The sequence below is a fragment of the Saccharomonospora marina XMU15 genome, assembly GCF_000244955.1.
GTDB lineage: Bacteria > Actinomycetota > Actinomycetes > Mycobacteriales > Pseudonocardiaceae > Saccharomonospora_A > Saccharomonospora_A marina.
On sequence record NZ_CM001439.1, the window covers coordinates 4,658,471 to 4,683,754 of the forward strand.

The window sequence follows — 25,284 nt, forward strand, 5'->3', positions numbered from 1 at the left end:
CGAGGTAACGAGGGGCTCGCCCACGCTCGAGGAAGTGGCCCGGCTGGCCGGAGTCAGCCGGGCCACCGCCTCGCGCGCCATCAACGGCGGTTCCCGGGTGAGTGCCCGCGCCCAGCGGGCGGTCGAGGACGCCGTACGACGGCTGGGCTACACGCCCAACACGGCGGCGCGATCGCTTGTCACCCGGCGTACCGACTCGGTGGCGCTCATCGTCCCCGAGCCCGACGAGCACGTCTTCTCCGACCCGTTCTTCGCGCGCACCCTGCACGTCGTCACCAACGTCCTCTCCGAGCGCGATCTTCAGGTGGTGCTCCTCATCGCGCGCCCGGGCGACGACAAGCAGCGCGTGTTGCGCTACCTGCGCGGACGCCACATCGACGGCGCCATCGTGGTCTCCCACCACCGCGACGACGGCCTTTCCGACCGCCTCGCGGCCCTCGAGTTGCCGAGTACGTTCATCGGTCGCCCGTGGACCTGCACGGACCAGCTTTCCTACGTCAGCACCGACAACTTCGACGGCGCCAACAAGGCCGCCCGCCTGCTCATCGAGCGCGGCTGCCGCCGGATCGGCACGATCGCAGGCCCCGCCGACATGACCGTTGGGCGCGACCGCCTCGAGGGATGGCGGCAGGCGCTCACCGGCGCGGGTCTGCCAACGGACGCGGTCGTGCACGGCGACTTCACCGAGGCCGGTGGCGCCGACGCCTGCGAAACCCTGCTGCAGGCCCACCCCGACCTCGACGGCCTCGTGGTGGCCTCGGACCTGATGGCGTCCGGGGCGATTCGAGTACTCACCGCGCGGGGCCGCCGCGTACCCGACGACATTGCCGTGACCGGCTACGACGACCTCGGCATCGCCGAGCGCACCGACCCGCCGCTGACCACGCTGCGCAACCCGATCTCCGAGATGGCCGAGCAAGCGGCCCTGCTACTCATCGAGCAACTCGACGGCGACGACATCAGCCCGCGTCATGCCGTCTTCACGCCTACCCTCATCCGGCGGCGAAGCGCGTAGCTCAGGCGTTGCGGTGAGGCCGGCTCGCAAGCCGCGTGCCGTGGCCCCGCCGACCTCACCGCGGTCAGGCGACCAGCCAGCCCGCGTCCCGGACGTGAGCGGTCAGGGCCGCGGTGACGTGCTCCGCGTCGCGGTGCACACCCCGCAGGGTGTTGGAAGCGAACGAACGCTGGAACTCCAGACCGACGTAGACAAGGCCGACGTGGGTGGTTGAGATGCCGCCGGTGTGCTGGGCGAGTCCGCCGGTGAGGGCATCGAGTGGTTCCAGGTAGTCCAGGTGGGGTCGGTACCCGGTGGCGAACAGGACCGTGTCCACCCGTTCCCGGGAGCCGTCCGACCAGACCAGGTGATCGGCGTCGAAGGCGGTGAACATGGGGCGGCGGTCGAGTCGGCCGGTGTCGAACGCGCGGTGGTAGTCGCCGGTGTCCAGTACGAGCGTGCCGCTGACCAACCGGGCCAGCCACTCGGCGGGCAGGTCGTCGAAGCCGGTGTGTCGCAGCCAGTAGTGCAGATCCCGCCCCCGAAGTCGTTGCGGGACGAAGCTGATCGGCTGCCGGGTGGCGAGAGTGACCTCGGCGACATCGGCCAGTTCGTAGCCGATCTGCACCGCCGAGTTCCCGGCGCCGACCACGACGATGCGCTGCCCGGCGAACGGCTTCGGACCGCGGTAGGCGGCCGCGTGCAGCACCTGCCCCGCGAAGCCACTGCTGCCGGGCAGCGTGGGCAGGTAGGGGTTGCCGAAGGAGCCGGTGGCGGCGACCACGCCTGCCGCGGGAAGCGCCTCACCCGCGGCGGTGTGGACAAGGAAGCCACCGGAGGGGCGCGCGGTAACGGCCGTGACGCGGGTGTCGGTGCGGATGTCGACATCGAGCCCGGCCGCGTAGCCGCGCAGGTAGTCCGCGACCTCGTCCCTGGTGGGGTAGCGTTCGGGCGATCCAGGGAACGGCACGCCGGGCATGCCGCTGTAGCCCGCGGGGGAGAACAGGGTAAGGCTGTCGTAGTAGTGCGGCCACGATCCGGTCGGCTCGGACCCCGCTTCCAGCACGATCGGGTTCAGCCCGCGAGCACGTGCCGCACGAGCGGCCGCGAGGCCGGACTGACCGCCGCCGATGACGATGACATCGTTCAAGGTTTACCCCCAGTGGTTGTGGTCGGCGCGCCGGGCGAGGCCCGCCCGCCGCCGCATCGCGGATCGCGTTGGCACGATCGACGGGATCGCCATCAGTTCTCGGCCGTGGGGACGGCGGACAGGCGAAGCGGCTCCGGGCCGCCCGCGCAGCAGCCTCCAACGGCCTGGGAATCCGGTTCGTCGAAGAACAACCCCGCTCCGCCGCACACCCCGGTTTCGGGCAGCACCAGTTCCACCCGCTCGGCGGCCTCCCGATCGCCTGCCAGGTGCGCCGCGATGCTGCGTACCTGCTCGTAACCCGTCATCGCGAGGAAGGTCGGCGCGCGGCCGTAGCTCTTCATGCCTGCGAGGAACACCCCCGGCTCCGGATGGGACAGTTCGCGGGCGCCGTGCGGGTAGACGGTGCCGCACGAGTGCACGTTCGGGTCGATCAGCGGCGCGAGCCCGACCGGCGCCTGCAACGTCGCGTCCAACTCCAGCCGCAGTTCCGACAGCCAGCTCAACTCCGGCCGGAAGCCGGTCAGCGCTACCACCTCGGCCACGTCTGTGACCTGGTGGCCGTGGCCGGACACCAGTGTCAGCAGCCCGTCGTCCTGCCGCCGCACAGCCTCGGTGCGGAATCCGGTCACCACCTCCACCCGGCCTGCGGCGACGGCTTCCCTTGCGCGCGACCCCAGTGCCCCACGTGCGGGGAGTTGGTCGGCCTCGCCACCGCCGAACGCGTCGCCGACCTGCCCTCGGCGCAGCAGCCAGCTCACCCTGGTCTGCGGAAGGCCCGCCAGCGCGACCAGCGCCGTCAGCGCCGAGTGGCCGCTTCCCGCGACGACCACGTGTCGTCCCGTGTAGCGGGCGCTTGTCAGCTCGTCGGTCAGGTCGGGCATCCGGTAGCTGACGCGATCCGCCGCCGCGCGCTCCCCGAGCGCGGGCAACCCGTCGCCCCCGAGCGGATTCGGCGAGCCCCAGGTTCCCGACGCGTCGATGACCGCGCGGGCGGTCAGCAACTCCTCGCGGCCGTTTCGGTGTCGGATGTGGACGGTCAGTGGCTCGCTGTCCCTGCCTGCGTCCACCACCCGGTCCCTGCCCCTGCGGGCCGCGCCGACCACCTCCGCGCCGAACCGCACCCGCGTGCCAAGGGCCGCCGCGAGCGGACGCAGGTACTCGCTCACCCACTGCGCACCGGTCGGGTAAGCCTCGGCGGACGGCGGCCGCCAGCCCGTCGTGGCCAGCAGCCGCCCAGCGGCCGGGTCCACCAGCTCGGACCAGCGTGAGAACAACCGCACGTGGTGCCACTGACCGACCGCGTCCCCGGCCTCGGCCCCACGTTCCAGTACCACCGGCTCGATCCCCCGCTCGACCAGCTCGGCCGCCGCAGCCAGACCCACCGGGCCCGCGCCGACCACGACCACCGGGAACTCGCTCATGAGACACCTTTCATCGACCGACATCGATTGATCGCACCGACTGTATCGACCAACGTAGATCCATGCAACCATCGATTGCGATCGATATAGCTAGACCAACCAGCGGCGCTCGCCTCGAGGCACGGCGAGGTCTTGGTCTTCTCTGGCATCGGCGGAACGCAAAGCTGCGGCTGGACACGTGCCGTCGGTAGGAGCATGCACAGGTGGCCTACGGCACGGCAACATCGCTGGAGAACCTCTTTGGTGAGGTTTCGGACGAAAATGGGGCGTAACCGGGTCTGCTGATCTTGCACGTTTCCAAAGACCGCGACCCGACCGGCGTCGAGGGTGCCCCCGACGGGACTCGAACCCGCACTGAATCGATTTTAAGTCGACTGCCTCTGCCAATTGGGCTACGGGGGCACCTGCAGCTTATGCCCCCGCCGCCGTCATGACTTGGAAGCCCTCGCGAATTCCTCTTTCGGATTGTTGATCTGGCCGAGCGAAACCACTTCGCGCCGGAACAACCCACCCAGTAACCAGTCCAACAGGATGCGGGTTTTTCGGTTGACCGTAGGCATGGCCTTCAGGTGATAGGCACGGTGGAACAGCCACGCCGGGAAACCCTTGATCTTCAACCCGAGCGTGTCGGCGACACCCTTGTGCAGCCCGAGGCTGGCTACCGAACCGAGGTTCTTGTGGCAGTAGTCGGTCGGTTTCTCGCCGCGCAGTACGCGGACGATGTTCTTCGCCAGATGCCTGCCCTGCCGCACCGCGTGTTGCGCGTTGGGTGGGCAGGTGGCCGTCGGGTCTTCCTCGGTGCGTGACAGGTCGGGAACGGCGGCGATGTCACCTGCCGTCCAGACGTCGGGCACACCGACCACCTGCAGCTCCGCCGTGGCCTGCAGCCTGCCGCGCTTGTCGAGCGGCAGGTCCGAGTTCGCCAGCACCGGATTGGCCTTCACGCCTGCGGTCCAGATGATGGTGTCGCTGTCGAACTCTGTGCCGTCGGAGAGCACCACGTGTCCGTTCTCGAACGACTTCGCGGCCGTCGAAAGGTACACCTCGATGCCGCGCTTCTCTAGCTGCTCGGCCGTCCACACCCCCAGCGTCTCCCGCACCTCCGGCAGGATGCGCCCGGCGGCCTCCACCAGCACCCAACGGATGTCGGCGGGATCGATGTTCTCGTAGTAGCGGGTCGCCGAGCGGGTCATGTCCTCCAGCTCGGCCAGCGCCTCGATGCCCGCGAACCCACCGCCGACCACGGTGAAGGTCAGCAAGCGTTTGCGCAGTTCCGGGTCCAGCGTGCTGGCCGCCTGGTCGAGTTTCGTCAGGACGTGGTTGCGCAGGTAGATGGCCTCACCGATGGTCTTGAAGGCGATGCCCTCCTCGGCGAGGCCCGGTATCGGCAGCAGCCGCGCGACCGAGCCGAGCGCCACCACGAGAACGTCGTAGCTCAGCTGCTCGATGTGGCCGTCCGCGGCCTCGACCGTCACGTTCTTGCGCTCGTGATCGATCCTCGTCACGCGGGCGGTGAGCACATGGCAGCGCTGCAGGGATCGGCGCAGCGGCACCACGACGTGCCGGGGTTCGATGGCCCCGGCCGCCGCCTCCGGCAGGAACGGCTGGTAGGTCATGTGTGGCTGCGGGTCGACGATCGTCACCGAAGCCTCGTTGGCGCGCAGCCTCTTCTGCAGGCCGAGGGCCGTGTAGAGGCCGACATACCCGCCGCCGAGGATCAGGATCCGCGTCGGTTCCGACTTGACTGCCATGACTCCATGGTCGCACCGTATGCGCTCTGATGCTCGTGGCCCCTACCACGCTGTGACCAGGGTCGCTACACCTACGTAAACGATTCAGTCGAGTCCAGCGAGTGAAAATGTGCCGCGGGCTGAAAGTGAACGGCTTGACGGGGCCCTCGCTCAGCTGGTGTTGCCGGTCGCACCCCGAGGCGCCGCCGTTCCACGAGTCGCTCGTCGCGGAAGGTGCTACCGCAATCGTCCTGGTGCGTTACGCACGTGCCAATGGGCGAATCCGGTCCAGCGAGTCACCGAGAGCGTCCTTCTCCCGCTCCAAGTCGTAACGCGACTGGAGGTTGAGCCAAAACCTCTCGGACGTGCCGAAGAAGCGCGCCAACCGCAGTGCCGTGTCGGCCGAGATTCCACGCTTGCCGTGCACGATCTCGTTGATACGAAGCGGCGGAACGCCGATCGCCACGGCCAGCCGATGCTGGGTGACGCCGAGCGGCTCCAGGTACTCCTCGGCCAGGACCGCCCCCGGGTGAATCGGAGGCATGGCGAACTCGTCGGACATCCTCGTTCCCTTCAGTGGTAGTCCACGATCTCGACGTTTTCCGGACCGGCCGACGTCCACTCGAAGCAGATGCGCCACTGCTGGTTGCTGCGAATGCTGTACTGACCGGCCCGATCTCCGTTCAGCTCCTCCAGCCGGTTGCCAGGAGGAGCACGCAAGTCCTCCACGGTCTCCGCCGCATCAAGGATGGCGAGCTTGCGCAGAGCCGCCCGCTGGACCTTCGGGTCCAGGACCCGGGAACGACGACGGTGCCATACCCGCTCGGTCTCCTTGTCGGCGACAAGATCGCAGCATGAGTTTGCGTAGCACGTCAATAACGGCAAGCGTTGTGCACTGGGTACCGGACCTCACCCCAACCCCGCCAGGTCCTTGGCGTGCTCAAGCACGTCCCGCAGCATCGCAGGGGTGAGCCTGCCCGTGAAGGTGTTCTGTTGCGACACGTGGTACGAGCCGAGCAACTGCAGTGGCACCGGACCAGCCAGCGTGACACTGGCCCCGTGCCCGAACCGTGGCCGCGGCCGCGGCACCGACCAGCCCACGGCACCGAGCGCGGTGAGCAGCGCCTGCCAGCCGAACGCGCCGAGTACGACAGCCGCCCGCAGAGTCGGCCGCAGCAGCTCCAACTCCCGCTGCAACCACATCCCGCAGGTGTCGCGCTCGGCCGGGGTCGGCTTGTTGGCGGGCGGGGCACAGTGAACGGGAGCTGTGATGCGGGTTCCGCGCAGCCGTAGCCCGTCGCCCGCGCGGACCGACGTCGGCCGGGAGGCAAGTCCCACGTCGTGAAGCGCCTGGAACAACACGTCGCCGGAGCGGTCGCCGGTGAACATCCGGCCAGTTCGGTTGCCGCCGTGCGCCGCGGGCGCGAGACCGACGATCAGCAACGCGGCGTCCGAAGGCCCGAAGCCCGGCACCGGGCGGCCCCAGTACGTCTGGTCCGCGAACGAGGCACGTTTGGTGCGCGCGACCTCCTCGCGCCACGCCACCAGCCGCGGACAGGCGCGGCACTGACTCACCGCTTCGTCAAGCGCCGATATCGAGGTCACCGCAGTCGCCACACCAGCCATTGTGCCTTGATCTAGGTTGGGACGATGCCAGACAAGACAGCCGAGGAATCACAGACCCAGGACGAGGCCGCAGCGGGCAAGACCGGCGGCGCCTCGAACGGCGAACCGACCGACGACCTGGTCACCACGAGGCACACCCTCAGCCTCAAGCGCCGCAAGCTCGCCTACACCGCCCGAACCGGGCGCATCGTGCTGCGTAAGGAAGTGCTCACCGAGGGCAAGTTCGACGGCCACAGGCCGAAGGCCGAGGTCTTCGTCACGGCGTACACCCTCGACGGCGCCGATACGTCCACCCGCCCGGTGACCTTCGCCTTCAACGGAGGTCCAGGGTCGTCCAGTATCTGGCTGCACCTGGGACTGCTCGGCCCTCGCCGAGTGGTGTCCGGCGATGTGGCCGACCCCGAACCCCCGCCCTACCGGCTCGCCGACAACGCCGAAACCCTGCTCGCGCACAGCGACCTGGTGTTCATCGATCCGGTGTCGACCGGCTACTCGCGTGCCGCGACGGGCGAAGCGCCGAAGGAGTACCACGGGTTCGCTCCCGACGTCGAGTCGGTCGGCGAGGTGATCCGGCTGTGGACATCGCGCAACGAGCGGTGGCTTTCGCCCAAGTTCGTAGCGGGTGAGTCATACGGAACCTTGCGTGCCGCCGCGCTGGCATCGCACCTGCAGGAACGCCACGGCCTTTACCTCAACGGGCTGCTGCTCATCTCCTCGGTGCTCGACCTCGGCACGATCATGTTCCACGAGGGCAACGACCTGCCGTACTCGTTGTACGTGCCGACGTACGCCGCGATCGCCCACTACCACGGCAAGCACGGTGACCGCCCGTTGGAAGAGGTACTGGCCGAGGCGGAGGAGTTCGCCTCTCGCGACCTGCCGTGGGCGTTGCGGCAGGGTGCAAGGCTCTCCGCTGCCGAGCGCTCCGACGTCGTTTCCCGGTTGGCCTCGCTCACCGGACTCAGCGAGTCCTATGTGGATCGGGTAGGGTTTCGGATCGAGCACGTCCGCTTCTTCACCGAACTGCTGCGCGACCGGGGACTCACCACGGGCCGGATGGACGGTCGGTTCACCACGTGGGAGCCCGACGGCGGCAGGGAACACATGAGCGACGACGCGTCCATCTCCCGGATCATGGGCGCCTACTCGGCCGCGTTCAATCACTACGTCCGCGCGGAACTCGAGTACGCCAACGACCTGCCGTACGAGATCCTGGCGCTGGACGTCAACAAGGAATGGTCGTACTCGGATTTCGAGGGTCGGCCGGTGTCGGTGGTGGAGGGTCTCAGCGCGGCGATGCGGGCCAACCCGCATCTGAAGGTGCACGTGGCACTGGGTCACTACGACGGCGCGACCCCGTACTACGCCGCAGAGCACGTCATCGCGGCCCTTCGCATCCCCGAAGAGCTGCGGTCCAATGTGGAAGCCGCCTATTACCCGGCCGGCCACATGATGTACGTGCACGAGCCCTCGCGGGTGCAACAGTCACAAGACCTGGCGGCGTTCGTCGCGGCCGCCGCGAACCGGTAGCGGAGACCCACCAACGGAGACCGCGCATCGCGAGTCCCCCGTCCCTGCCCGCGAGTCCCCCGCCCCTGCCCGCGAGTTCTGCGCACGAGACCGCGAGTTCTGCGCTGCGGCCGGTTGCCGTGCGGTCGCAGTGGCATCAACCGGACCCCGCCCGGCGCCGAGGGCCGGGCGCCGGGCGGGGAACTCCCGGGGGTAACCGGAAAACTCGCGGGCGGGAACGCAAAACTCGCGGGCGGGAACGCAAAACTCGCGGGCGGGAAGGCAGGACTCGCCGACGGGAGCGGGGGACTCGCGGGGGGTCAGGCCAGCGACAGCGCTATGCCGTCGAGGATGTCGTGCTCGCTCACCACGAGTTCCCTTGGGCCGCCTCTGGCGGCGAGTTGCTCGGCCAGCACGCGCACGATCAGCGCCCCGCCACCGATGACGTCCACCCTGCCGGGATGGATCACCGGGTCGGCCGCCCTGGCGGCGTGGTCGGAGGCGAGCAATCGTTGCGCGGTGCTTTCGATCTCGGCGCGGGAGAGCCGCGACAGGTGGGTGCGCTCCGAGTCGTACTCGGGCAGTCGCTGCGACAGCGCGGACAGTGTGGTCACCGTGCCCGCCACGCCGATCCACGTCCGCGCCTTGGACACGTCCACGACCTCGAAGGCGCCCTCGAGCGTGCGCTCCACCAGTCGCCGCGCGGACTCGATCTCCTCCGGCGCAGGCGGATCGGAGCGCAGCGTGCGCTCGGTGATGCGCACGCAGCCCACATCCACAGAGCGCGCGGCGATCACCTCGGCCTGCCTGCCGTCCCAGGTGCCCAGCACGAGTTCGGTCGAGCCGCCACCCACATCGGCGACCAGAAACGGGCCCTCGTCGGGGTCCAGTTCGGCGACCGCCCCGGCGAACGACAGCCTCGCCTCCTCGTCGCCGCTGATCACCTCGGCCTCCACGCCGAGCACTTCCCGCGTCATGGTGAAGAAATCGTCGCGATTGCTCGCGTCCCTCGTCGCCGAGGTGGCCACCATGCGCAGCTTCTCAACACCCTTGCGACGGGCGGCGATGGTGTATGCCGACAACGCCTGCCTCGTTCGTTCCAGTGCCTGCGGCGCCAACCTGCCGGTGGCGTCGACTCCCTGTCCCAGTCGCACGATGCGCATCTCGCGGTGCAGGTCACGCAGGTCCACCGTGCCGTCGTGACGGTGGGTCAGCTCGGCGACCAGCAGCCGGATGGAGTTGGTTCCGCAGTCGATGGCGGCTACGCGAGGCATGTCGCCACCCTAACCGGCGGCGGTCCGTGGGTACCCGGCTCGGTGGGCTGCTGCTAACAGGAGGGCGGCGGTGTGGTGCTGGACGTCGTCTCGGTCGACGTCGTTGTCGTCGGCGCGGGCTCGGTGGAAGTGGAGGTGGCACCGGAGGTCGGCGTCGGCGGCGCCGCCGTCGAGGTCGTGGTCGGCGAACTTGAGGTGCTCGACGTGGTCGGCTCGGCAGTGGGCTCGGTCGAATCCGCGGACTCGCACGGCTGTGTGGTGCTCTCCTGCGGCGAGGGCTCCCGCGTCGTGTCCTGGGTGGGCTGCGACGGTTCCTGCGGGGGTGCGGGAGGTGGGGTGGCCTCCGCGGCGAGCTCGCCACCGGGTGAGGTGGGCGAACCCGGTGCCGTCGCGGACACGTCGCCCGCTTCACCCGTCGGGCCGCGCCTCGGTCCCCGCGGCGCGGGTGCCTCGACGGCCAGCACCCGTGGCACCGCCAGCGGCACGTCGCTGTCAGGCAGCGGCAACACGGCCTCGCGGTATGCCCTGGCCCACCGGATCACCGTATCCACGTAGGACCACGAGTTGTTGTACCGGTAGATCGCCGCCCTGAGCTGGTCGTCATCGGCGAGATCGAACCCGCCGGAGCACAGATACCTGGCGGCCGCCACCGTCGAGTCGTAGAGGTTGTTCGGATCGCGCTTTCCGTCGCCGTTTCCGTCTGCCGCGTATCGGGCCCAGGTGCCGGGGATGAACTGCATCGGGCCGACGGCTCGGTCCCAGGTGGAGTCGCGATCGTGGCGGCCGCCGTCGGTGTCGACGACCGCGGCCACCGGTCCCACCCCGTTGAGTACCGGTCCGAGGATCGGTTCGAGCGTGTCTCCCCGGTTGTCGACGTAGCCGCCGCGTGCGTGGTTGGACTCGATGCGACCGATGCTCGCCAGCAACGCCCAGTCGAGGTTGCACTGCGGATACTGCCGCCCCACCGCCTCGGCCGCCTTGCGGTAGGCCCGCAGGGCCGAGCGCGGTATCCCCTGTGGACCCGGCGAAGGCCGCTGGTACACCCGCAGGTCCTGCGGGTCGGGCGAATCGGGCAGGCTGCCGTCCACGGAGATCCGGCCGGGCACGGGTGGGGCGTAGCCGCCCTCCAGCGGTAACGCCTGGGCACTGGCGCTGGGCTTCAGCCACCATGAGGCGGCACCGCTCGCACCGAGCACCGGCAGCATCGCCAGCGAACCACCGACCATCGCCGCCACGGTCTTGTGCCGTGCGCTGAACCGCCGGGCAGCGTCGCTCATCCCGCTCGAACCCTCCCACCAGTCATCCAGGGTCGGGCTCAGCCTGCCTCACCGGCGGGTGCGCGGTCACCCCCGAACGAACAAACCGTGGGTGAATTGCTCCGGTCGCACTAACGCGGATCGGCACAGTCTCCCAACGGCCAGCCTTCCTCGCGCACAAGGCGCAAGGTCTCGTCGCCGATGGGGTTGACGCCCTCGCCGCACGCGAGGGTGTGTGCCAGGTGGACGTGCAAGCACTTCACCCTTGACGGCATCCCGCCCGCCGTGACCTGGTGTCCCAGCGGCTCGATGGAGTCGCGCTGGGCGAGGTAGGACTCGTGCGCCCTGCGGTAGGCCTCGGCGAGCTCCTCGTCGAAGGAGAGCCGCTCCGTCCATTCCCGCATGATCCCCGACGCCTCCAGCTTGCCGACGAGCGACGCCAGCGTCGGGCAGGTGAGGTAGTACAGCGTCGGGAACGGGGTCCCGTCCTCCAGCCGGGGGTTGGTCTGCACCACGGCGGGATGGCCGCTGGGGCAGCGGGCGGCGACAGCACGCAACGCCCGCGGCTTCCGGCCGAGCTGCTCTGCGATGGTGGCGCGGTCGGAGGCGGTGACGGGCTCGAACCTGGTTTCGTTCACTGTCTTTTCACACTGTTCCACAGGTTCTCGTACCAGGAGTCACGTGGTGGCGCCTCCTTGTCCTGCTGCGGCGGATTACCGCGGTCGTCTTCGGGCAACTGCACCATGTAGGGCGTCTCGCCCGGCATCACGTAACCGAGCCTGCGCCGAGCCTCCGCCTCGACCTGCGCTGGGTCGCTCAGTTCGGCGTGCCGCTGTTCGAGTTGCGCGACCTGTCCCCGCAGCTCGGCCTGCCTGCGCTCCTGCTCGGCCACGTCGGCGCGCTGCGAGAGGTAGGTGCGAAGCGGCACGGCGATCGTGAAGGCGAGCGCGCAGACCACGATCGCCACCACGGCGGCCCGGCGCGTGGTGGAAAGGCCGAGCACCTTGGCCGCGCCGGAGGATCTGCTGACGCTCAGCCCACGACGCAGGCGCGACCTGGGTTCTCCTCGCCGCACCCGGCGCGGGCGGCGGGAGGACGAGCCATGCGCTCGCCCCCCACCGCGCCTGCCGCGATTCCTGCCTCGCTCGGCCACGCCGGGTCAGCCCTCCGGGTTGAATCTCGGGAAGGCCAGGTCGCCCGCGTAGCGGGCGGCGTCGCCCAGGGTCTCCTCGATGCGCAACAGCTGGTTGTACTTGGCGACCCGCTCGCTGCGTGCGGGCGCGCCCGTCTTGATCTGGCCTACCCCGGTGGCCACCGCCAGGTCGGCGATCGTGGTGTCCTCGGTCTCGCCGGAGCGGTGGCTCATCATGCACTTGTAGCCGTACGAGGTGGCCAGCGTCACGGCGTCCAGCGTCTCCGACAGCGTGCCGATCTGGTTGACCTTCACGAGCAGGGCGTTGCCCGCGCGCCGGGAGATGCCCTCCTCCAACCGGTCGGGGTTGGTGACGAACAGGTCGTCGCCCACCAACTGCACCCGCTCGCCCAGTTCGGCGGTCAGCCGGACCCAACCGTCCCAGTCGTCCTCGGAGAGCGGGTCCTCGATCGAGACCAGCGGGTAGGCGTCGACGAGTTCGGTGTAGTACGCCGTGAGTTGCTCCGCGCTGCGCTTGGTGCCCTCGAAGGTGTAGGCGCCGTCGTCGAAAAACTCCGTGGCCGCAACGTCGAGAGCCAGTGCGATGTCCCTGCCGGGGCGGTAGCCCGCCTTCTCGATGGCGCTCATGATGATGTCGAGCGCCTCCCGGTTGTTCGAGAGGCTGGGCGCGAACCCACCCTCGTCTCCGAGACCGGTGGACAGCCCTCTGCCCTTCAGCACGGCCTTGAGCGCGTGGTAGGTCTCCGTGCCCCAGCGCAGCGCCTCCCTGAACGACTCGGCGCCGATCGGAGCGATCATGAACTCCTGGATGTCGACGTCGGTGTCCGCGTGGGCGCCGCCGTTGAGGATGTTGAGCATCGGCACGGGCAGTACATGCGCGTTGGGACCGCCGAGATAGCGGAACAGCTCCAGTTCCGCGGAGTCCGCCGCGGCCTTCGCCACGGCCAGCGAAACGCCGAGGATGGCGTTGGCTCCCAGCCGCGACTTGTCAGGCGTTGCGTCGAGGTCCAGCAGCTTCTGGTCGACGATGCGCTGGTCCACCGCGTCCACCCCGACCAGGGCGGGCCCGATCTGGTCCAGCACGCCCGCGACGGCTCGCTCGACACCCTTGCCCCCGTAGCGGTCGGCGTCGCCGTCTCGCAGCTCCACCGCCTCGTGTTCGCCGGTGGACGCCCCCGAGGGAACCGCGGCTCGCGCCAGCGTGCCGTCGTCGAGGGCCACCTCCACCTCGACCGTCGGGTTTCCGCGAGAGTCCAGGATCTCGCGCGCGCCCACCTGCTCGATAACCGCCACACTCAGCTCCTCACCCGGTTGAGTCAGCCACGACGGCACCCAGCGTAGTCGCACCCCGATGCCACGCTGCGGAGGCTCGCGAAGCCGTTCGCTCTCGCGCGGATCAGGAGTCGTCCTCCGCCCTGATCTCCTGCCAGCCGACCGGTAGGTCCACCGTGTCGGAAACCCGCTGCCAGAACGCCCAGCTGTTGCCGCCGATGTCCTGCACGGTGAACAGCCTGGCTCCGTAGGGCTGGTCCTGCGGGGTGGTCACCTCCACGGTTTCGCCGACCGCTTCCTTGACCCGCTCGTACTGGGTGTCGACGTCGTCGACGTAGACGACGTTGAGCTGGCCGACGGGGCCGTCGACTCCCTTGGCCTCCCAGTAGCCCTCGTCCACCGCGGTCAGCTGGATCTCGGCGGTTCCCGCCAGCACGGTTGCCTGAAACACCTCACCGGCGGCGTCCACGTACCGGACCTTCTCACGGAAACCGAACACCCGGGTCAGCCACTCCACCGCCTCGGTGGCGTCGGTGTAGTACAGGTACGGCGCGAGGCCGAGATAGCTCGGGGCTTCGTCGCTCATGGCGCGCTAGTTCACCACATCAGCCGTTTCGTGGCAGCACTCACCCCGCCGAACCCGATCAGCAGGAGTCCTCGTCGGGGATGGGATTGGCCGGGTCGAAGTACTCCGGTGGCCGCCTGCCGGACGGCAGGCCGAGCTGGGCGCGGCCGCTGTAGGCGGGGGCGAGCATGCCCTTTTCCGCCTGCTCGCAGGCTATCGAGTAGGAGAAGCCCTGACCTCCGTCGAAGGCGAAGCCACGGTCGCCCCGCCGCCACAGGTCGCCGTCGCGCCACACGAACGACAGCCGGGCCCGGTACAGCGCGACGATGTCGAGCGGGGCGTGCACGGCCGAGGGGTCGTCGGTATGGAACGCGTAGGCGAAGGCGTAACTGGTGCGCACGCGCAGTTCCCCCGGCCGTTCCCCTGCCTCGACCCGCATGGATCCCCGCACCTTCGGCCCCGAGGGCAGCAGCCGGAAGCCGGGTGCGAGCCGCGTCGCGAGCGCGGCGGGCCACCGCGGCGTACTGAACTGCTCGCGGACCCACTGCCGCTGGTTGGGGGCGAAGAGCGAAACGAACGCGTCGGTGTCGCCTTCGCTGAGCATCCGGGTGTCCAGCCGGGACGCGACGAGTATCCGCTTCATGGTTTCGGTCGCCTCGCCGACCTGCTCGGCACTGAAGTCGCCGACCGCCACCGGGTCGGGTGGCACGATGCCCGCCGCACCGTCGGCCCAGTTCCGGGCAGGGGTGCTCGCGAACGGCTGGTCGAGGTCGACCGGGTTGATCGAGGGCAGGTCCGCCCGGCTGCCTGGCCGGGTGTCCTCCTCGGCGTTGCGCTCGACGTAGTAGATGCCCACCGACGCGACCGTGACGACCACCGCGCCGACAGCGAGCCAGCGCACGCGGTGGGATCGTCGCTTCGGCTGCCCCCAGACAGCCACCTGCCGCCTGCGTGCCCTTCTGGCCTCACGGCGTGCCCGCCGCTCCGCACGCTTGGTCCAACTCCGGTCACGCAGGTCGGGGTGATCGAACTCGTCCGGATGCACCGTGCCTCCAATCGGGTGAGGTGAGCCGTCACTAGATCGGAAGGCCGCACGGACGCGTTAACTAGTCGGCGCAGATCATGTCCGTTTCGAGACATTGCCGGGGGTCGAGAATCGCGATCCTCGCGGGTACCGTCGAGAAGACCATGGTTGACCAAGAGCCGGCACCGCAGCATTCGGGCGAGGCCCGGTTTCGGGCGTTTCGGCAGGCTGAGGCGTTGGTGCAGCGGCGCAGGCCGCTCGACGCGCTGAAGGCACTCGAACCCGTGCTGGACGCGGAACCGGACAAGCCGAGCGTGCAACTGCTCGCCGGTCGCGCCTACTTCCACTCCGCACAACTCAGCCGTGCCGAACGGGCGTTGACCCGCGTCGTGGAACTCGATCCTGCTGACCACTACGCGCGGTTCGTGCTCGGCAGGACGTTACAGCGGCTCGGCCGGCTGGTGGAGGCGCTGGGGCAACTGAAGATGGCCTCGGCGATGAACCCGGTGCCGGAGTACCAGGACGCGATCGGCGAGGTGTCGGCAAGGCTCGCTCTGGAACGCGGCTAGCGAGTGGCCGCGGCGTAGACTTCCTCGGCGCGGTAGACGTCGCGGGCGTAGCCGACCGAATCGTGGTAGGCCAGCACCGCATCCCACCAGCCGCGCGGCGTGGCGAGATCCCTGCGGTCGGCGCAGAGGAACCGGGCGGCCGCGAGCGCGGCGTCGTCGATGTTCTGCGGGTCCGCCTGCGCCCCGTCACGGATGGCCCTGCCGCCCCAGCGTTGCCACGTCCGGGGCAGCAGCCGCATCGGCCCGATGGTTCGATCCCATTCCCGGTCGCCGTCCAGCCTGCCGCCGTCGGTGTCTGCGACCCTCCGCGCGCCCGCAGAGCCGTCGAGGGAAGCCCCGACGATCGGCTCGGTGAGCTTGCCGTCCGCGCCAATCCTCCTGCCACCGACGCTGCCGTGCTCGGATTCCACACCTGCGATCGCGGCGAGTGTCGCCCAGGAAAGCCCACAGCCGGGTCGCTCGCCCCGCAGCCACATCTCCGCCCTGCCGTAAGCGGCGAGCGCCCGGGCGGGCACGCCGGTGGCGGCCGAAACCTCGCCTGCCCAAGCCTGTAGCTGAGCCTCGTCGGAAGCACGCGGCCGGTCCGGCGGCGCCGCGACGGCACGGGAGGGCAGGCCTGCGTGAGGAAGTGGGCGCCGCTGATCACCCGCCGCCGCGGTGGCGTCGCCGTCGCCGTCGCGCCTGTCCAGACCGACGGTCAGCGTCAGCGCGAGTCCGATCACGATCAGCAGCAGCGTCAGCATGACTCGGCCGAGCGCGGCTCGTGGCAGCGGTGCACCGCCACGGTCGCGCGACGGTGTCCTCGGTCGGGCGGGGGGCTCGGCCACCCGATCAGGCTACGCGGGCCAGAAGCGGCGCCAACCGTCAGCATCCAGGGTGGCCGGGTCCCAGCCCGCCGCGCGAGCGGCTCGTTCCGCGGCGCGGACCTGATCCGCGAACTCCTTCGCGACCGCCCGCAACGCGCCCTCCGGGTCCACCCCGGCGCGGCGAGCCGCGGCCGCCACGCGAAACAGCTTGGAGCCCTCGTCGGTCCCCGACGGAAGCAGGTCGAACGGCAGGCCACGTCGGCCGGTGCGCTGGCCGAGTTTGCCCGCGAGCGCGACGGCGGGCTGTCCGAACGCGACTCCGTCGATGATCGACTGCCTGCGCTTCTCCGCCTGCTTCAGTTCTTCCCAGCGGGCTTGCTGGTGCTCGACGGTGTGCACCTGCTCCTCGTCGGTGAACACATGCGGGTGCCTGCCCACCAGCTTGGCCACCAACTCCTCGGCGACCTCGTCGATACCGAAGGCCCCGTCGTCGTACTCCCGCGCGATCCTGGCGTGGAACAGCACCTGCAACAGCACGTCACCGAGTTCCTCGCGCAGCGCGACGCGGTCGCCGCTCTCGATGGCGTCCAGCAGTTCGTAGGTCTCCTCGATCAGGTACTGGCGCAGCGACTCGTGGGTCTGCGCGGCGTCCCACGGACAGCCCCCCGGTGAGCGCAACCGGTCCATCACGTCCACCGCCCGCACCAACGGTGGCACGGCGGCCTCGAGCACCTCGGCACCTCGCTCGACGAGCGCGGCCGCACCGGGCTCAGCCACGCTTGCTGCCAGCAGCACGACATCGGGGTGACGCGCGAGCTCAGCGGGCTCGGGCGCCACCTTGACATCCAGTGCGGCGCGGGTAGCCTCCGGCACGTCCGCAGCGGCGTAGACGGCGCTCGCCGAGCGCATCGCGGGCCACGCCCTCGCGGGCAGCACCTGGGGCAGTGCCTGGGAGATCAGCACCACCGTGGCCCGCGAAGACGTCATGACCGCACGGTACGGGACGGCAGCAGGTAGCCGGTCAGCTCGTCGGAGTTGGCAGCGGGCGCCATGGCAGCGCTGTCCCACACGCCGTAGCGCGGGTTGAGTTGAACACCGAGTTCGTCGGCGATCGGTTGCAGCATCCGCACCCCTGCCAGGTAGAGCACCTGCGGGTCGAGCTGGGCGGCCAGCTCGGCGTTGCCCTGACCGGAGCCGGTCACCGTCCGCTCGCGCACGAGCGCCACCAGCCACCCGGACTGTGCCTGGCTCGGCTGGATCACCATCACCGAACCCTCACTGGTGCCGAACAGCGCGCTGATGCCCAACTCGGGCTGACCGCGCAGCGCGTCGGCGAACGACAGCTCCTCCTGGATGAGCTGGTGCCCGCTTTCGGAAATCACACGCTCGGCGTTGGCCGGGTCGGCCGCGATGCGCTCACCGAGGGCACGCGCCTGCTCCCTGGCGGTGTTGCCCGCCGACTCGCCGACGATCGTCGTACCGACGAACCGGACCGAGAGCCCCTCCAGGTGCCGCTGCGCAAGCTGCTGCAGCAACACCTGGTCGGCCGCGAGCTGCCGCACCCGCTCAGGAACGATGCCCATGGCGCGGGCCACCTGGTCGACACCACCGCCGGACTCGACGAGCCGGTCCGCCTCCGCCTGGTCGACGCGCAGCCCCTCTCGGGCCGCGGCGACGGTCACCAGCTGGTGCAGCACCCTGCTGCGCACGATCTGCCGCGACTGCAGGGCCAGCTTGTCCTGCTGCCTCGCCTGCTCCACCTGCGGAACGTTGTCCAGCAGCCACCGGACCTCTTGCTGCACGGAGTCCAGCGACACGGAGCGGTTGCCGATGATGGCGGCGGAGTCGACCTTGCTAGGTCCTGACCCGCACCCTGCGAGCAGGAGCGAGGCGATCACAGCGAGGACCAGCGTGGCGGGGCGGCTGATGATACGGGTCACAGCGCGTACCTTCTCACACGCCGCTTCGGCCGCCGCGACGCACCGGGGTCCGGCGCCACGACGAACCGGCCACTCACGATCCCGTCGTGGCCGGTTGCGCGGTGAGCGAGCGCACGAGGCTGGTGCACCACTCCAGCAGCGCCTCGTCGCGCAGCGGCGGCGCACCGATGCGCCCGCCCGCGGGGCCCTCGGTGGGCTTGGGCACCGACACCGTGTTGGTGACGGCCTTGAACACGGCCTTCGGGTAGAGCCGCTTCAGCCGCACCAGCTGCGAGTCGGTGAGCGGCAGCGGAGCGAACCGGATGTTGTTGCCCTGCACGGTCACCTCGGTGATCCCTGCCTGCCTGCACACCTGCCGGAACCTCGCGACCGCCAGCAACCTGCTCACCGGCCGCGGTGGAGTGCCGTAGCGGTCGACCAACTCGTCCAGCACGGCGTCGAGCGCGTCGGAGTCGGGAGCCGCCGCGATCTTTCGGTACGCCTCGAGGCGCAGCCGCTCGCCGGGAACGTAGTCGTGCGGGATGTGGGCGTCCACGGGAAGATCCACCCTGACCTCCGCTGGGGCCTGCTCCTCTTCACCGGCACCCGCACCGGCGTGCCTGCGGAACACGTCGACGGCCTCGCCGACCAACCGCACGTACAGGTCGAAACCGACACCGGCGATGTGACCCGACTGCTCCGCGCCGAGGATGTTGCCCGCTCCCCTGATCTCCAGGTCCTTCATCGCCACCGCCATGCCCGCGCCCAGTTCGGTGTTCTGCGCGATCGTGGCGAGCCGGTCGTGCGCCGTCTCGGTCAGCGGATTCTCCGTCGGGTAGAGGAAGTAGGCGTAACCGCGTTCCCTGCCGCGACCGACCCTGCCGCGTAGCTGGTGCAGCTGTGCGAGGCCGAGCATGTCGCCGCGTTCCACGATCAGCGTGTTGGCGTTGGAGATGTCCAGCCCGGTCTCCACGATCGTCGTGCTCACCAGCACGTCGTACTCGCGTTCCCAGAAACCCTGGATGATCTGCTCGAGCCGATGCTCGTTCATCTGCCCGTGCGCGGTGACCACGCGGGCCTCAGGAACCAGTTCCCGCAACCGCCTGGCCGCCTTCTCGATGGAGGAGACCCGGTTGTGCACGTAGAACACCTGACCGTCGCGCAACAGTTCCCGCCGGATGGCCGCGCCCACCTGCTTGTCGTCGTAGGCGCCGACATAGGTCAGGATCGGGTGCCGGTCCTCAGGCGGCGTCAGGATCGTGGACATCTCCCTGATCCCCGCCATGCTCATCTCCAGCGTGCGAGGAATGGGTGTCGCCGACATGGTCAGCACGTCGACGTGGGTGCGCAGCGCCTTGATGTGTTCCTTGTGCTCGACGCCGAAGCGCTGCTCCTCGTCGACGATGACCAGCCCGAGGTCCTTGTAGCGGACACCGGTCTGCAACAGCCGGTGGGTACCGATGACGATGTCCACCTCACCCTCGGCGAGACCGGTCAGAGTCCGCTCGGCCTCGTGCTGGTCGGTGAACCGCGACAGTCCCCTGATCGTCACGGGAAAGGCGTGCACGCGTTCGGTGAAGGTGTTCAGGTGTTGCTGCGCGAGCAGGGTCGTCGGCACCAGCACCACGACCTGCTTGCCGTCCTGCACCGCCTTGAACGCCGCGCGCACGGCGATCTCGGTCTTGCCGTAGCCGACGTCACCGCAGATCACCCGGTCCATCGGCACACCGCGCTCCATGTCCCGCTTCACCTCGTCGATCGCCGCGAGCTGATCGGGCGTCTCGGTGAACGGGAAGGCATCCTCCAGCTCACGCTGCCACGGGGTGTCGGGCGAGAACGCGTGGCCGGGTGCCGACTGCCTCGCCGCGTAGAGCTGCACGAGTTCGGCCGCGATCTCCTTGACCGCCTTGCGGGCCTTGGCCTTGGTGTTCTTCCAGTCGGAACCGCCCAGCTTGTTCAGCGTCGGCAGTTCGCCGCCCACGTAGCGCGACACCTCGTCGAGCTGGTCGGTCGGCACGAACAACCGGTCGCCGGGGTGTCCCCGCTTGGACGGTGCGTACTCCAGCACCAGGTACTCGCGGGTCGCGCCGCCGACGGTGCGCTGCACCATCTCCACGAACCGACCGATGCCGTGCTGGTCGTGCACGACGTAGTCGCCCGCCTTCAGCGCGATCGGGTCGACCGCACCTCGCCTGCGCGAGGGCATCTTCGTGTTCAGGTCGTAGCCTGCCCTGCCCGCGGTTGCGCCCCTTCCGGTGACGTCACTCTCGCTGAGCACCACCAGCGCCGAAGCGGGCGCCACGAAGCCGTCGGAGATGCCACCGCAGGTCACGGTCACCACGCCTGCTCTCGGCGGTTCGGCGAGGCCGTCGGCTGCCAGTGTCGCGGGAACGTCGGCGGCGGAGAACTGCTCGACAGCTCGTTTGGCCGTGCCTGGGCCGCGCACCACGACCACCGCGGCCCCACCCGCCGCCGTGTGCGCCCGCAGGTCGGTGCTCGCCCGTTCCAACTCGCCGCGGTAGGCGGGCGCTGCTTCGATGTCGAGGCCCAGCACGTCCTGCTCGCCGGTGAGCTGCGAGAGGGTCCACCATGCGCGGTTGGTCTCGCCCGCGTGCGAGCGCACCTCGGTGAGCTCGCGGTAGGCCGAAGCGCCGAGGTCGATCGGGGCGCTGCCGCCTCCCGCGGCACTCAGCCACGAAGCCTCGAGGAACTCCTGACCGGTGCGCACGAGGTCGTGGGCGCGGGCCCTGATCTTCTCCGGGTCGGCGAGCACGACGTGGGTGCCCTCCGGCATGACGTCGGTGAGCAGCCGAAGCTCCCCCTCGCACAGCACGGGGATGAGCGCCTCCATGCCCTCGGTCGGGATGCCGTTGGACAGCTTGGTCAGCATCTCGGCGAGTTGCGCATCGGCTGCGTGTATCTCGGCGAGCTTGGCCGCCCTGGCCTTGACCTCGGCGGTCAGCAGCAGTTCCCGGCACGGCGGCGCGACGATCTCGCTGACCTCGCCGGGCAGCGACCGCTGGTCTGCGACGGAGAACGCCCTGATCTCGCTGACCTCGTCGCCGAAGAACTCGACGCGGTGCGGGTGCTCCGCGGTGGGCCCGAACACGTCCAGGATGCCGCCGCGCACGGCGAACTCGCCGCGCTTCTCCACCATGTCCACGCGGGTGTAGGCAAGCTCGACCAGCCGCTCGAGCACGCCCTCGAACTCGCTTTCCTTCCCCACCGCCAGTTCCACCGGGGTGAGGGTGTCCAGGTCGGGAGCCATGGGTTGGATGAGGCTTCGCACCGTGGCCACCACGACGCGCAGCCCACCCTGCCCTGGCCGCGCGAGCCTGCGCAGCACCTCCAGTCGCCTGCCGACGGTGTCGGCCCGAGGGGAGAGCCGCTCGTGCGGAAGCGTTTCCCACGACGGGAAGTCGGCGACCGCATCGTCGCCGAGCAGGCCCTGCAGTGCTGCGGTGAGTTCGTCGGCTTCCCTGCCGGTGGCGGTCACGGCGAGCACGGGCCTGCCCGCGCCGCCCTCCGCCGCCAGCGCGGCGATGACGAGTTGCCTCGCCGCAGGCGGGCCCACCAGGTCGAGCAGCGGCGCCCCGGCCCGCTCGACGACGCCGCGCAGCGCCGGATCGGGCAGGACAGCCGAAAGCAGCCCGGCGAGCGCGGCCGGGCGCGAAGAGCCTGGGCTCGATTCGGTCACGGCTGGAGATCCCCTTACATAAGACACACCCCTGCCCGGGACGAGCGGCACAGGGGCTCTCGGTTCAAGGGTACGTTCCCATTCGCCCGGCGTTGCAACCCGCACCGGGGCAGACTGGGCTCCATGCGAGCTCCAGTGCTGGGATTTGCCGCTGCCGTCCTGCTCGGCGCTGTCACCGCCTGCGGAGGCAGCGGTTCCGACGAACTTGCCGACACCGCGTCGACGACGACAACGGCGCAGCAGCCGATGAACGTCACCGAGGTGGTCGGCGGGCTGGAACACGGCTGGGACGTGGGTTTCCTGCCGGGCGGGCGGGTACTGGTCACCGAGCGTCCGGCCAGGCTCACGCTCGTCGAAGGGACCACGGCGACGCGGGTTCGCGCCGATCTGTCCGACGTCTACGTACAGGGCGAGGGCGGGCTGATGGGAATGGTGGTGCACCCGGACTTCGATCGGACGCGGGAGTTCACCATGTGCCAGACCTACCAGCGGAACGGGCAGCCGGTGGACATCCGGCTGGTCACCTGGCGGCTGTCACCGGACTACCGCACCGCGACCCGGGTGCGTGACCTGCTGACCGGACTTCCGATCAACGAGAGCGGACGCCATTCCGGCTGCCGCCCCACCATCGCGGCCGACGGCGCGTTGCTGGTCGGCACGGGAGACACCGCGAGCGACCCGACGATCCCGCAGGACCGGACGAGCCTCGGCGGCAAGGTGTTGCGCATCGACCTGCGCACCGGAGAGGGCCTGCCGGACAACCCGTTCGCATCCTCGGCCAACGCCAACGAGCGCAGGATCTACACCTACGGACACCGCAACGTGCAGGGAGTCGCGGTGCGGCCGGGCACGGGCCAGGTCTACATCTCCGAGCACGGACCCACCGGCTTCGACGAGATGAACCGCCTTCAGCCGGGCCGCAACTACGGTTGGGACCCGTCACGGGGCGGCACCGTCGACCACTACGACGAGGACGTGCCGATGACCGACCTGCAGCGATTCCCGGACGCGGTTCCGCCGTTGTGGACGTCAGGGGCCTCTTCGACGGAGGCACCCTCGGGTGCGGCTTTCGTTTCAGGGCAGCAGTGGGGCGACCTGAACGGCGCGCTGTCCGTTGTCGCGCTTCGCGGTCAGAAGATGTTGCTGTTCCTGCTGGATTCCGAGGGCGGCGAGGTGAGCAGCATCGTGCTGCCTCCTGAGTTCAACGACCGGTTCGGCAGGCTGCGAGCCGTGCGCCGCGCCGCTGACGGCGCGTTGTACGTCACCACCTCGACGGGCAGCGACGACAAGCTGTTCCGGGTGACTCCGGCGAACTCCGGCGGCTGAGCGGCCCAGCTGGCGTCCGCTGGGCACGGGGCGGTCGGACCGCAGGGGGTTCAGGAATCGGTGAGCCGGAGTTTGGGCTTGTGTTCCAGGTGGGAGAGCCCGTTCCACGCGAGGTTCACCAGGTGGGCGGCCACCTCGTCGCGCTTGGGCTTTCGGGCGTCCAGCCACCACTGACCCGTCAGCGCGACCATGCCGACGAGTGCCTGCGCGTAGAGAGCGGCCAGCTTGCCGTCGTACCCTCGCGCGGCGAACTGCTGCCCGAGTATGTGCTCCACCTGACTCGCGATGTCGTTGAGCAGGGTGGAGAACGTGCCGGTGGTGCTGGCCACCGGGGAGTCGCGCACCAGTATGCGGAAGCCGTCGTGGGAGTCCTCGACGTAACTCAGCAGGGCCACCGCCGCCTGCTCGAGCATCGCCCTCGGGTGCCCACCGTGCAAAGTGGACACCATGCGGTCGAGCAGCGACTGGGTCTCCCTGTCCACCACGACGGCGTAGATGCCTTCCTTACCGCCGAAGTGCTCGTAGACGACCGGCTTCGACACGTTCGCCCGATGCGCGATCTCCTCGATCGACGCGCCGTCGAAGCCCTTCTCCGCGAAGAGTTCTCGCGCGACGTTCAGTAGTTGCTGTCTTCGTTCGGTACCGGTCATGCGCACCCTGGTCGCCGGGACGTTCGGTCTCGTCCCGGCGACCAGATCACGCTTCGCCCGCCGTCTTGCCGCCACCCTGGCAGCGTACAAGCGGCTTCGCGGGCGCGAGGCTTACGCCGCGTCGACGGCGAGCTTGGCCAGCCTGGTCGACGTCGGCCAGCGCACGTTGTATGCCCAGCCGAGCTTTTCGAACGCCCAGATGAGCCGCGCGGAGATGTCGATCTGGCCGCGCTGCACGCCGTGCCTGGCCGAGGTGGGGTCGGCGTGGTGCAGGTTGTGCCACGACTCGCCGAACGAGAAGATCGCCAGCGGCCAGAAGTTCGCCGAGCGGTCCCTCGCCGTGAAGGGACGCTCGCCGATCATGTGGCAGATCGAGTTCACCGACCAGGTCACGTGGTGCAGCACGCACACCCGTACCAGACCGGCCCAGAAGAACGCGGTCACCGCACCCCACAGCGACCAGGTGAGCAGCCCGCCGATCAGCGCGGGCAACGTCAACGACAGCAGCGTCCACAGCCAGAACAACTGGTCGACCTTACGCATGGCGGGGTCCTTGAGCAGGTCGGGAGCGAACCGTTCGGCGTTGCTGCGGTCGCGTTCGAACAGCCAACCCATGTGCGCGTGCCAGAAGCCCTTGGCGATGGCCAGCGGCGAGGTTCCGAACAGCCACGGCGAGTGGGGATCGCCCTCCCTGTCGGAGAACGCGTGGTGCCTGCGATGGTCGGCCACCCACGTGATGAGCGGGCCCTGCACCGCCATGCTCCCCGCGATACCGAGCACGACGCGCAGCCATGGCTTCGCCTTGAAGGACCCGTGCGTGAAGTGGCGGTGGAACGCCACCGTGATGCCGAGGCCGCTGACGACGTAGAAGAACAGGAACAATCCAACGTCAACCCAGGTGAGACCCCAGCCCCACGCGAAGGGCACCGCTGCGATCAGTGCGGCGAGCGGGGCGAGGACCCCGAGATAGATCGCGCTCTGCAAGCCGGTCGTGCGCCTGCCGTCGATGATGGGTTTGGGGCCTTTGGCGGCAGGTGCCGAAGCACCTTCGAGGGTCGCCGTCATGCACTTCACTTCTTTCTCTGATACAAGCTGGCAAGGGTGGCCTTACCTACGTTTCCGTAAGTTACGGTACAGGAGGTAGGAAGGCCCTGGGGAGAGCCGAAATCCGGCTGCACCGCCCCGTGGCGAGTACCCGTTTCGCTACTGGCTATCCTGACCAGGCGTGATCCGCCGTAGTGTAATTGGCAGCACTTCAGATTTTGGTTCTGACAGTCCAGGTTCGAGCCCTGGCGGCGGAGCTTCCCGGCTCCAGGTGCGGGACGAAGGCCGGTAGGGGGTGT

Annotated in this window: 23 protein-coding genes and 2 tRNA genes; 5 read left to right on the top strand and 20 right to left on the bottom strand. The window is 69.4% G+C overall.

Translation table 11 applies throughout. The features are described 5' to 3' along the window. Positions 1-34 precede the first annotated feature (34 nt). Positions 35-1,015 carry a LacI family DNA-binding transcriptional regulator gene (locus SACMADRAFT_RS22005; protein WP_198285886.1) on the top strand — a complete coding sequence of 327 codons (981 nt, stop codon included), beginning with the start codon at positions 35-37 and terminating at the stop codon, positions 1,013-1,015. 64 nt (positions 1,016-1,079) lie between these two features. Here the strand turns inward: SACMADRAFT_RS22005 and SACMADRAFT_RS22010 are convergent, their stop codons facing one another. The 7 genes from SACMADRAFT_RS22010 to SACMADRAFT_RS22040 form a co-directional block, all read right to left on the bottom strand. Continuing rightward, positions 1,080-2,144 carry a flavin-containing monooxygenase gene (locus tag SACMADRAFT_RS22010; RefSeq protein WP_009156059.1) on the bottom strand — a complete coding sequence of 355 codons (1,065 nt, stop codon included), beginning with the start codon at positions 2,142-2,144 and terminating at the stop codon, positions 1,080-1,082. 92 nt (positions 2,145-2,236) lie between these two features. Continuing rightward, positions 2,237-3,565, bottom strand: a complete 1,329-nt coding sequence (locus tag SACMADRAFT_RS22015; protein WP_009156060.1) for an NAD(P)-binding domain-containing protein — start codon at positions 3,563-3,565, stop codon at positions 2,237-2,239. A gap of 328 nt (positions 3,566-3,893) precedes the next feature. Further along, positions 3,894-3,967: transfer RNA gene (locus tag SACMADRAFT_RS22020), tRNA-Leu, on the bottom strand. A 26-nt stretch (positions 3,968-3,993) separates the two neighbouring features. After that, on the bottom strand, positions 3,994-5,316 hold the full coding sequence (locus tag SACMADRAFT_RS22025; RefSeq protein WP_009156061.1) for an NAD(P)/FAD-dependent oxidoreductase: 1,323 nt from the start codon (positions 5,314-5,316) through the stop codon (positions 3,994-3,996). Between the two features lie 238 nt (positions 5,317-5,554). Beyond that, positions 5,555-5,857 carry a HigA family addiction module antitoxin gene (locus SACMADRAFT_RS22030; protein ID WP_009156063.1) on the bottom strand — a complete coding sequence of 101 codons (303 nt, stop codon included), beginning with the start codon at positions 5,855-5,857 and terminating at the stop codon, positions 5,555-5,557. A gap of 11 nt (positions 5,858-5,868) precedes the next feature. Beyond that, positions 5,869-6,171: a type II toxin-antitoxin system RelE/ParE family toxin gene (locus SACMADRAFT_RS22035; protein WP_009156064.1), complete on the bottom strand. Its 303-nt coding sequence runs from the start codon at positions 6,169-6,171 to the stop codon at positions 5,869-5,871. A gap of 33 nt (positions 6,172-6,204) precedes the next feature. Further along, positions 6,205-6,921, bottom strand: a complete 717-nt coding sequence (locus tag SACMADRAFT_RS22040; RefSeq protein ID WP_009156065.1) for a uracil-DNA glycosylase — start codon at positions 6,919-6,921, stop codon at positions 6,205-6,207. A 24-nt stretch (positions 6,922-6,945) separates the two neighbouring features. Here SACMADRAFT_RS22040 and SACMADRAFT_RS22045 point away from each other — a divergent pair, with 24 nt between their 5' ends. Further along, entirely contained in the window at positions 6,946-8,451 is a 1,506-nt protein-coding gene (locus SACMADRAFT_RS22045; RefSeq protein WP_009156066.1) for a S10 family peptidase, read from the top strand. 299 nt (positions 8,452-8,750) lie between these two features. Here the strand turns inward: SACMADRAFT_RS22045 and SACMADRAFT_RS22050 are convergent, their stop codons facing one another. From SACMADRAFT_RS22050 to SACMADRAFT_RS22080, 7 genes are all read right to left on the bottom strand, one after another. Then, positions 8,751-9,704, bottom strand: a complete 954-nt coding sequence (locus tag SACMADRAFT_RS22050) for a Ppx/GppA phosphatase family protein (protein ID WP_009156067.1) — start codon at positions 9,702-9,704, stop codon at positions 8,751-8,753. Between the two features lie 53 nt (positions 9,705-9,757). Continuing rightward, positions 9,758-10,981 carry a lytic transglycosylase domain-containing protein gene (locus SACMADRAFT_RS22055; protein WP_009156068.1) on the bottom strand — a complete coding sequence of 408 codons (1,224 nt, stop codon included), beginning with the start codon at positions 10,979-10,981 and terminating at the stop codon, positions 9,758-9,760. A gap of 110 nt (positions 10,982-11,091) precedes the next feature. Then, the gene (locus tag SACMADRAFT_RS22060; RefSeq protein WP_009156069.1) at positions 11,092-11,598 is read right to left on the bottom strand and encodes a DUF501 domain-containing protein; all 507 of its coding nucleotides are present in this window, start codon (positions 11,596-11,598) and stop codon (positions 11,092-11,094) included. After that, positions 11,595-12,113, bottom strand: a complete 519-nt coding sequence (locus SACMADRAFT_RS22065) for an FtsB family cell division protein (RefSeq protein WP_009156070.1) — start codon at positions 12,111-12,113, stop codon at positions 11,595-11,597. Before SACMADRAFT_RS22065 ends, SACMADRAFT_RS22060 begins: the two co-directional genes overlap by 4 nt. Before the next feature lie 6 nt (positions 12,114-12,119). Beyond that, the gene (gene eno, locus SACMADRAFT_RS22070) at positions 12,120-13,406 is read right to left on the bottom strand and encodes a phosphopyruvate hydratase (RefSeq protein WP_009156071.1); all 1,287 of its coding nucleotides are present in this window, start codon (positions 13,404-13,406) and stop codon (positions 12,120-12,122) included. A gap of 103 nt (positions 13,407-13,509) precedes the next feature. Next, positions 13,510-13,971, bottom strand: coding sequence for a VOC family protein (locus SACMADRAFT_RS22075; RefSeq protein ID WP_009156072.1), 462 nt, complete (start codon positions 13,969-13,971; stop codon positions 13,510-13,512). 58 nt (positions 13,972-14,029) lie between these two features. Further along, positions 14,030-14,995, bottom strand: a complete 966-nt coding sequence (locus SACMADRAFT_RS22080; protein ID WP_009156073.1) for a hypothetical protein — start codon at positions 14,993-14,995, stop codon at positions 14,030-14,032. 143 nt (positions 14,996-15,138) lie between these two features. Here SACMADRAFT_RS22080 and SACMADRAFT_RS22085 point away from each other — a divergent pair, with 143 nt between their 5' ends. Then, positions 15,139-15,543 (top strand): tetratricopeptide repeat protein, encoded by a 405-nt coding sequence (locus tag SACMADRAFT_RS22085; protein WP_009156074.1) that lies wholly within the window; start codon positions 15,139-15,141, stop codon positions 15,541-15,543. Here the strand turns inward: SACMADRAFT_RS22085 and SACMADRAFT_RS22090 are convergent. The 4 genes from SACMADRAFT_RS22090 to mfd all read right to left on the bottom strand — a co-directional run bounded on the left by SACMADRAFT_RS22090 (position 15,540) and on the right by mfd (position 21,965). Continuing rightward, complete coding sequence (locus tag SACMADRAFT_RS22090; protein ID WP_050998219.1) at positions 15,540-16,370, bottom strand: lysozyme family protein; 831 nt, start codon at positions 16,368-16,370, stop codon at positions 15,540-15,542. The two genes, SACMADRAFT_RS22085 and SACMADRAFT_RS22090, sit on opposite strands and share 4 nt — an antisense overlap. Before the next feature lie 9 nt (positions 16,371-16,379). After that, positions 16,380-17,336 carry a MazG family protein gene (locus SACMADRAFT_RS22095; protein WP_009156076.1) on the bottom strand — a complete coding sequence of 319 codons (957 nt, stop codon included), beginning with the start codon at positions 17,334-17,336 and terminating at the stop codon, positions 16,380-16,382. Further along, on the bottom strand, positions 17,333-18,289 hold the full coding sequence (locus SACMADRAFT_RS22100; RefSeq protein ID WP_009156077.1) for a SurA N-terminal domain-containing protein: 957 nt from the start codon (positions 18,287-18,289) through the stop codon (positions 17,333-17,335). Before SACMADRAFT_RS22100 ends, SACMADRAFT_RS22095 begins: the two co-directional genes overlap by 4 nt. A 73-nt stretch (positions 18,290-18,362) precedes the next feature. Continuing rightward, positions 18,363-21,965, bottom strand: a complete 3,603-nt coding sequence (gene mfd / locus SACMADRAFT_RS22105) for a transcription-repair coupling factor (protein WP_009156078.1) — start codon at positions 21,963-21,965, stop codon at positions 18,363-18,365. Between the two features lie 123 nt (positions 21,966-22,088). Between mfd and SACMADRAFT_RS22110 the strand changes: the two genes are divergently transcribed. Further along, the gene (locus tag SACMADRAFT_RS22110; RefSeq protein ID WP_009156079.1) at positions 22,089-23,291 is read left to right on the top strand and encodes a PQQ-dependent sugar dehydrogenase; all 1,203 of its coding nucleotides are present in this window, start codon (positions 22,089-22,091) and stop codon (positions 23,289-23,291) included. 50 nt (positions 23,292-23,341) lie between these two features. On the opposite strand, the gene SACMADRAFT_RS22115 is transcribed toward SACMADRAFT_RS22110, so the two are convergent. Continuing rightward, positions 23,342-23,941 carry a TetR/AcrR family transcriptional regulator gene (locus tag SACMADRAFT_RS22115; protein ID WP_009156080.1) on the bottom strand — a complete coding sequence of 200 codons (600 nt, stop codon included), beginning with the start codon at positions 23,939-23,941 and terminating at the stop codon, positions 23,342-23,344. A 111-nt stretch (positions 23,942-24,052) separates the two neighbouring features. Next, on the bottom strand, positions 24,053-25,006 hold the full coding sequence (locus tag SACMADRAFT_RS22120; protein WP_009156081.1) for an acyl-CoA desaturase: 954 nt from the start codon (positions 25,004-25,006) through the stop codon (positions 24,053-24,055). A 164-nt stretch (positions 25,007-25,170) separates the two neighbouring features. On the opposite strand from SACMADRAFT_RS22120, the gene SACMADRAFT_RS22125 reads away from it, so the two are divergent. Then, a tRNA-Gln gene (locus tag SACMADRAFT_RS22125) sits at positions 25,171-25,242 on the top strand. The last annotated feature ends 42 nt before the right edge of the window (positions 25,243-25,284 follow it).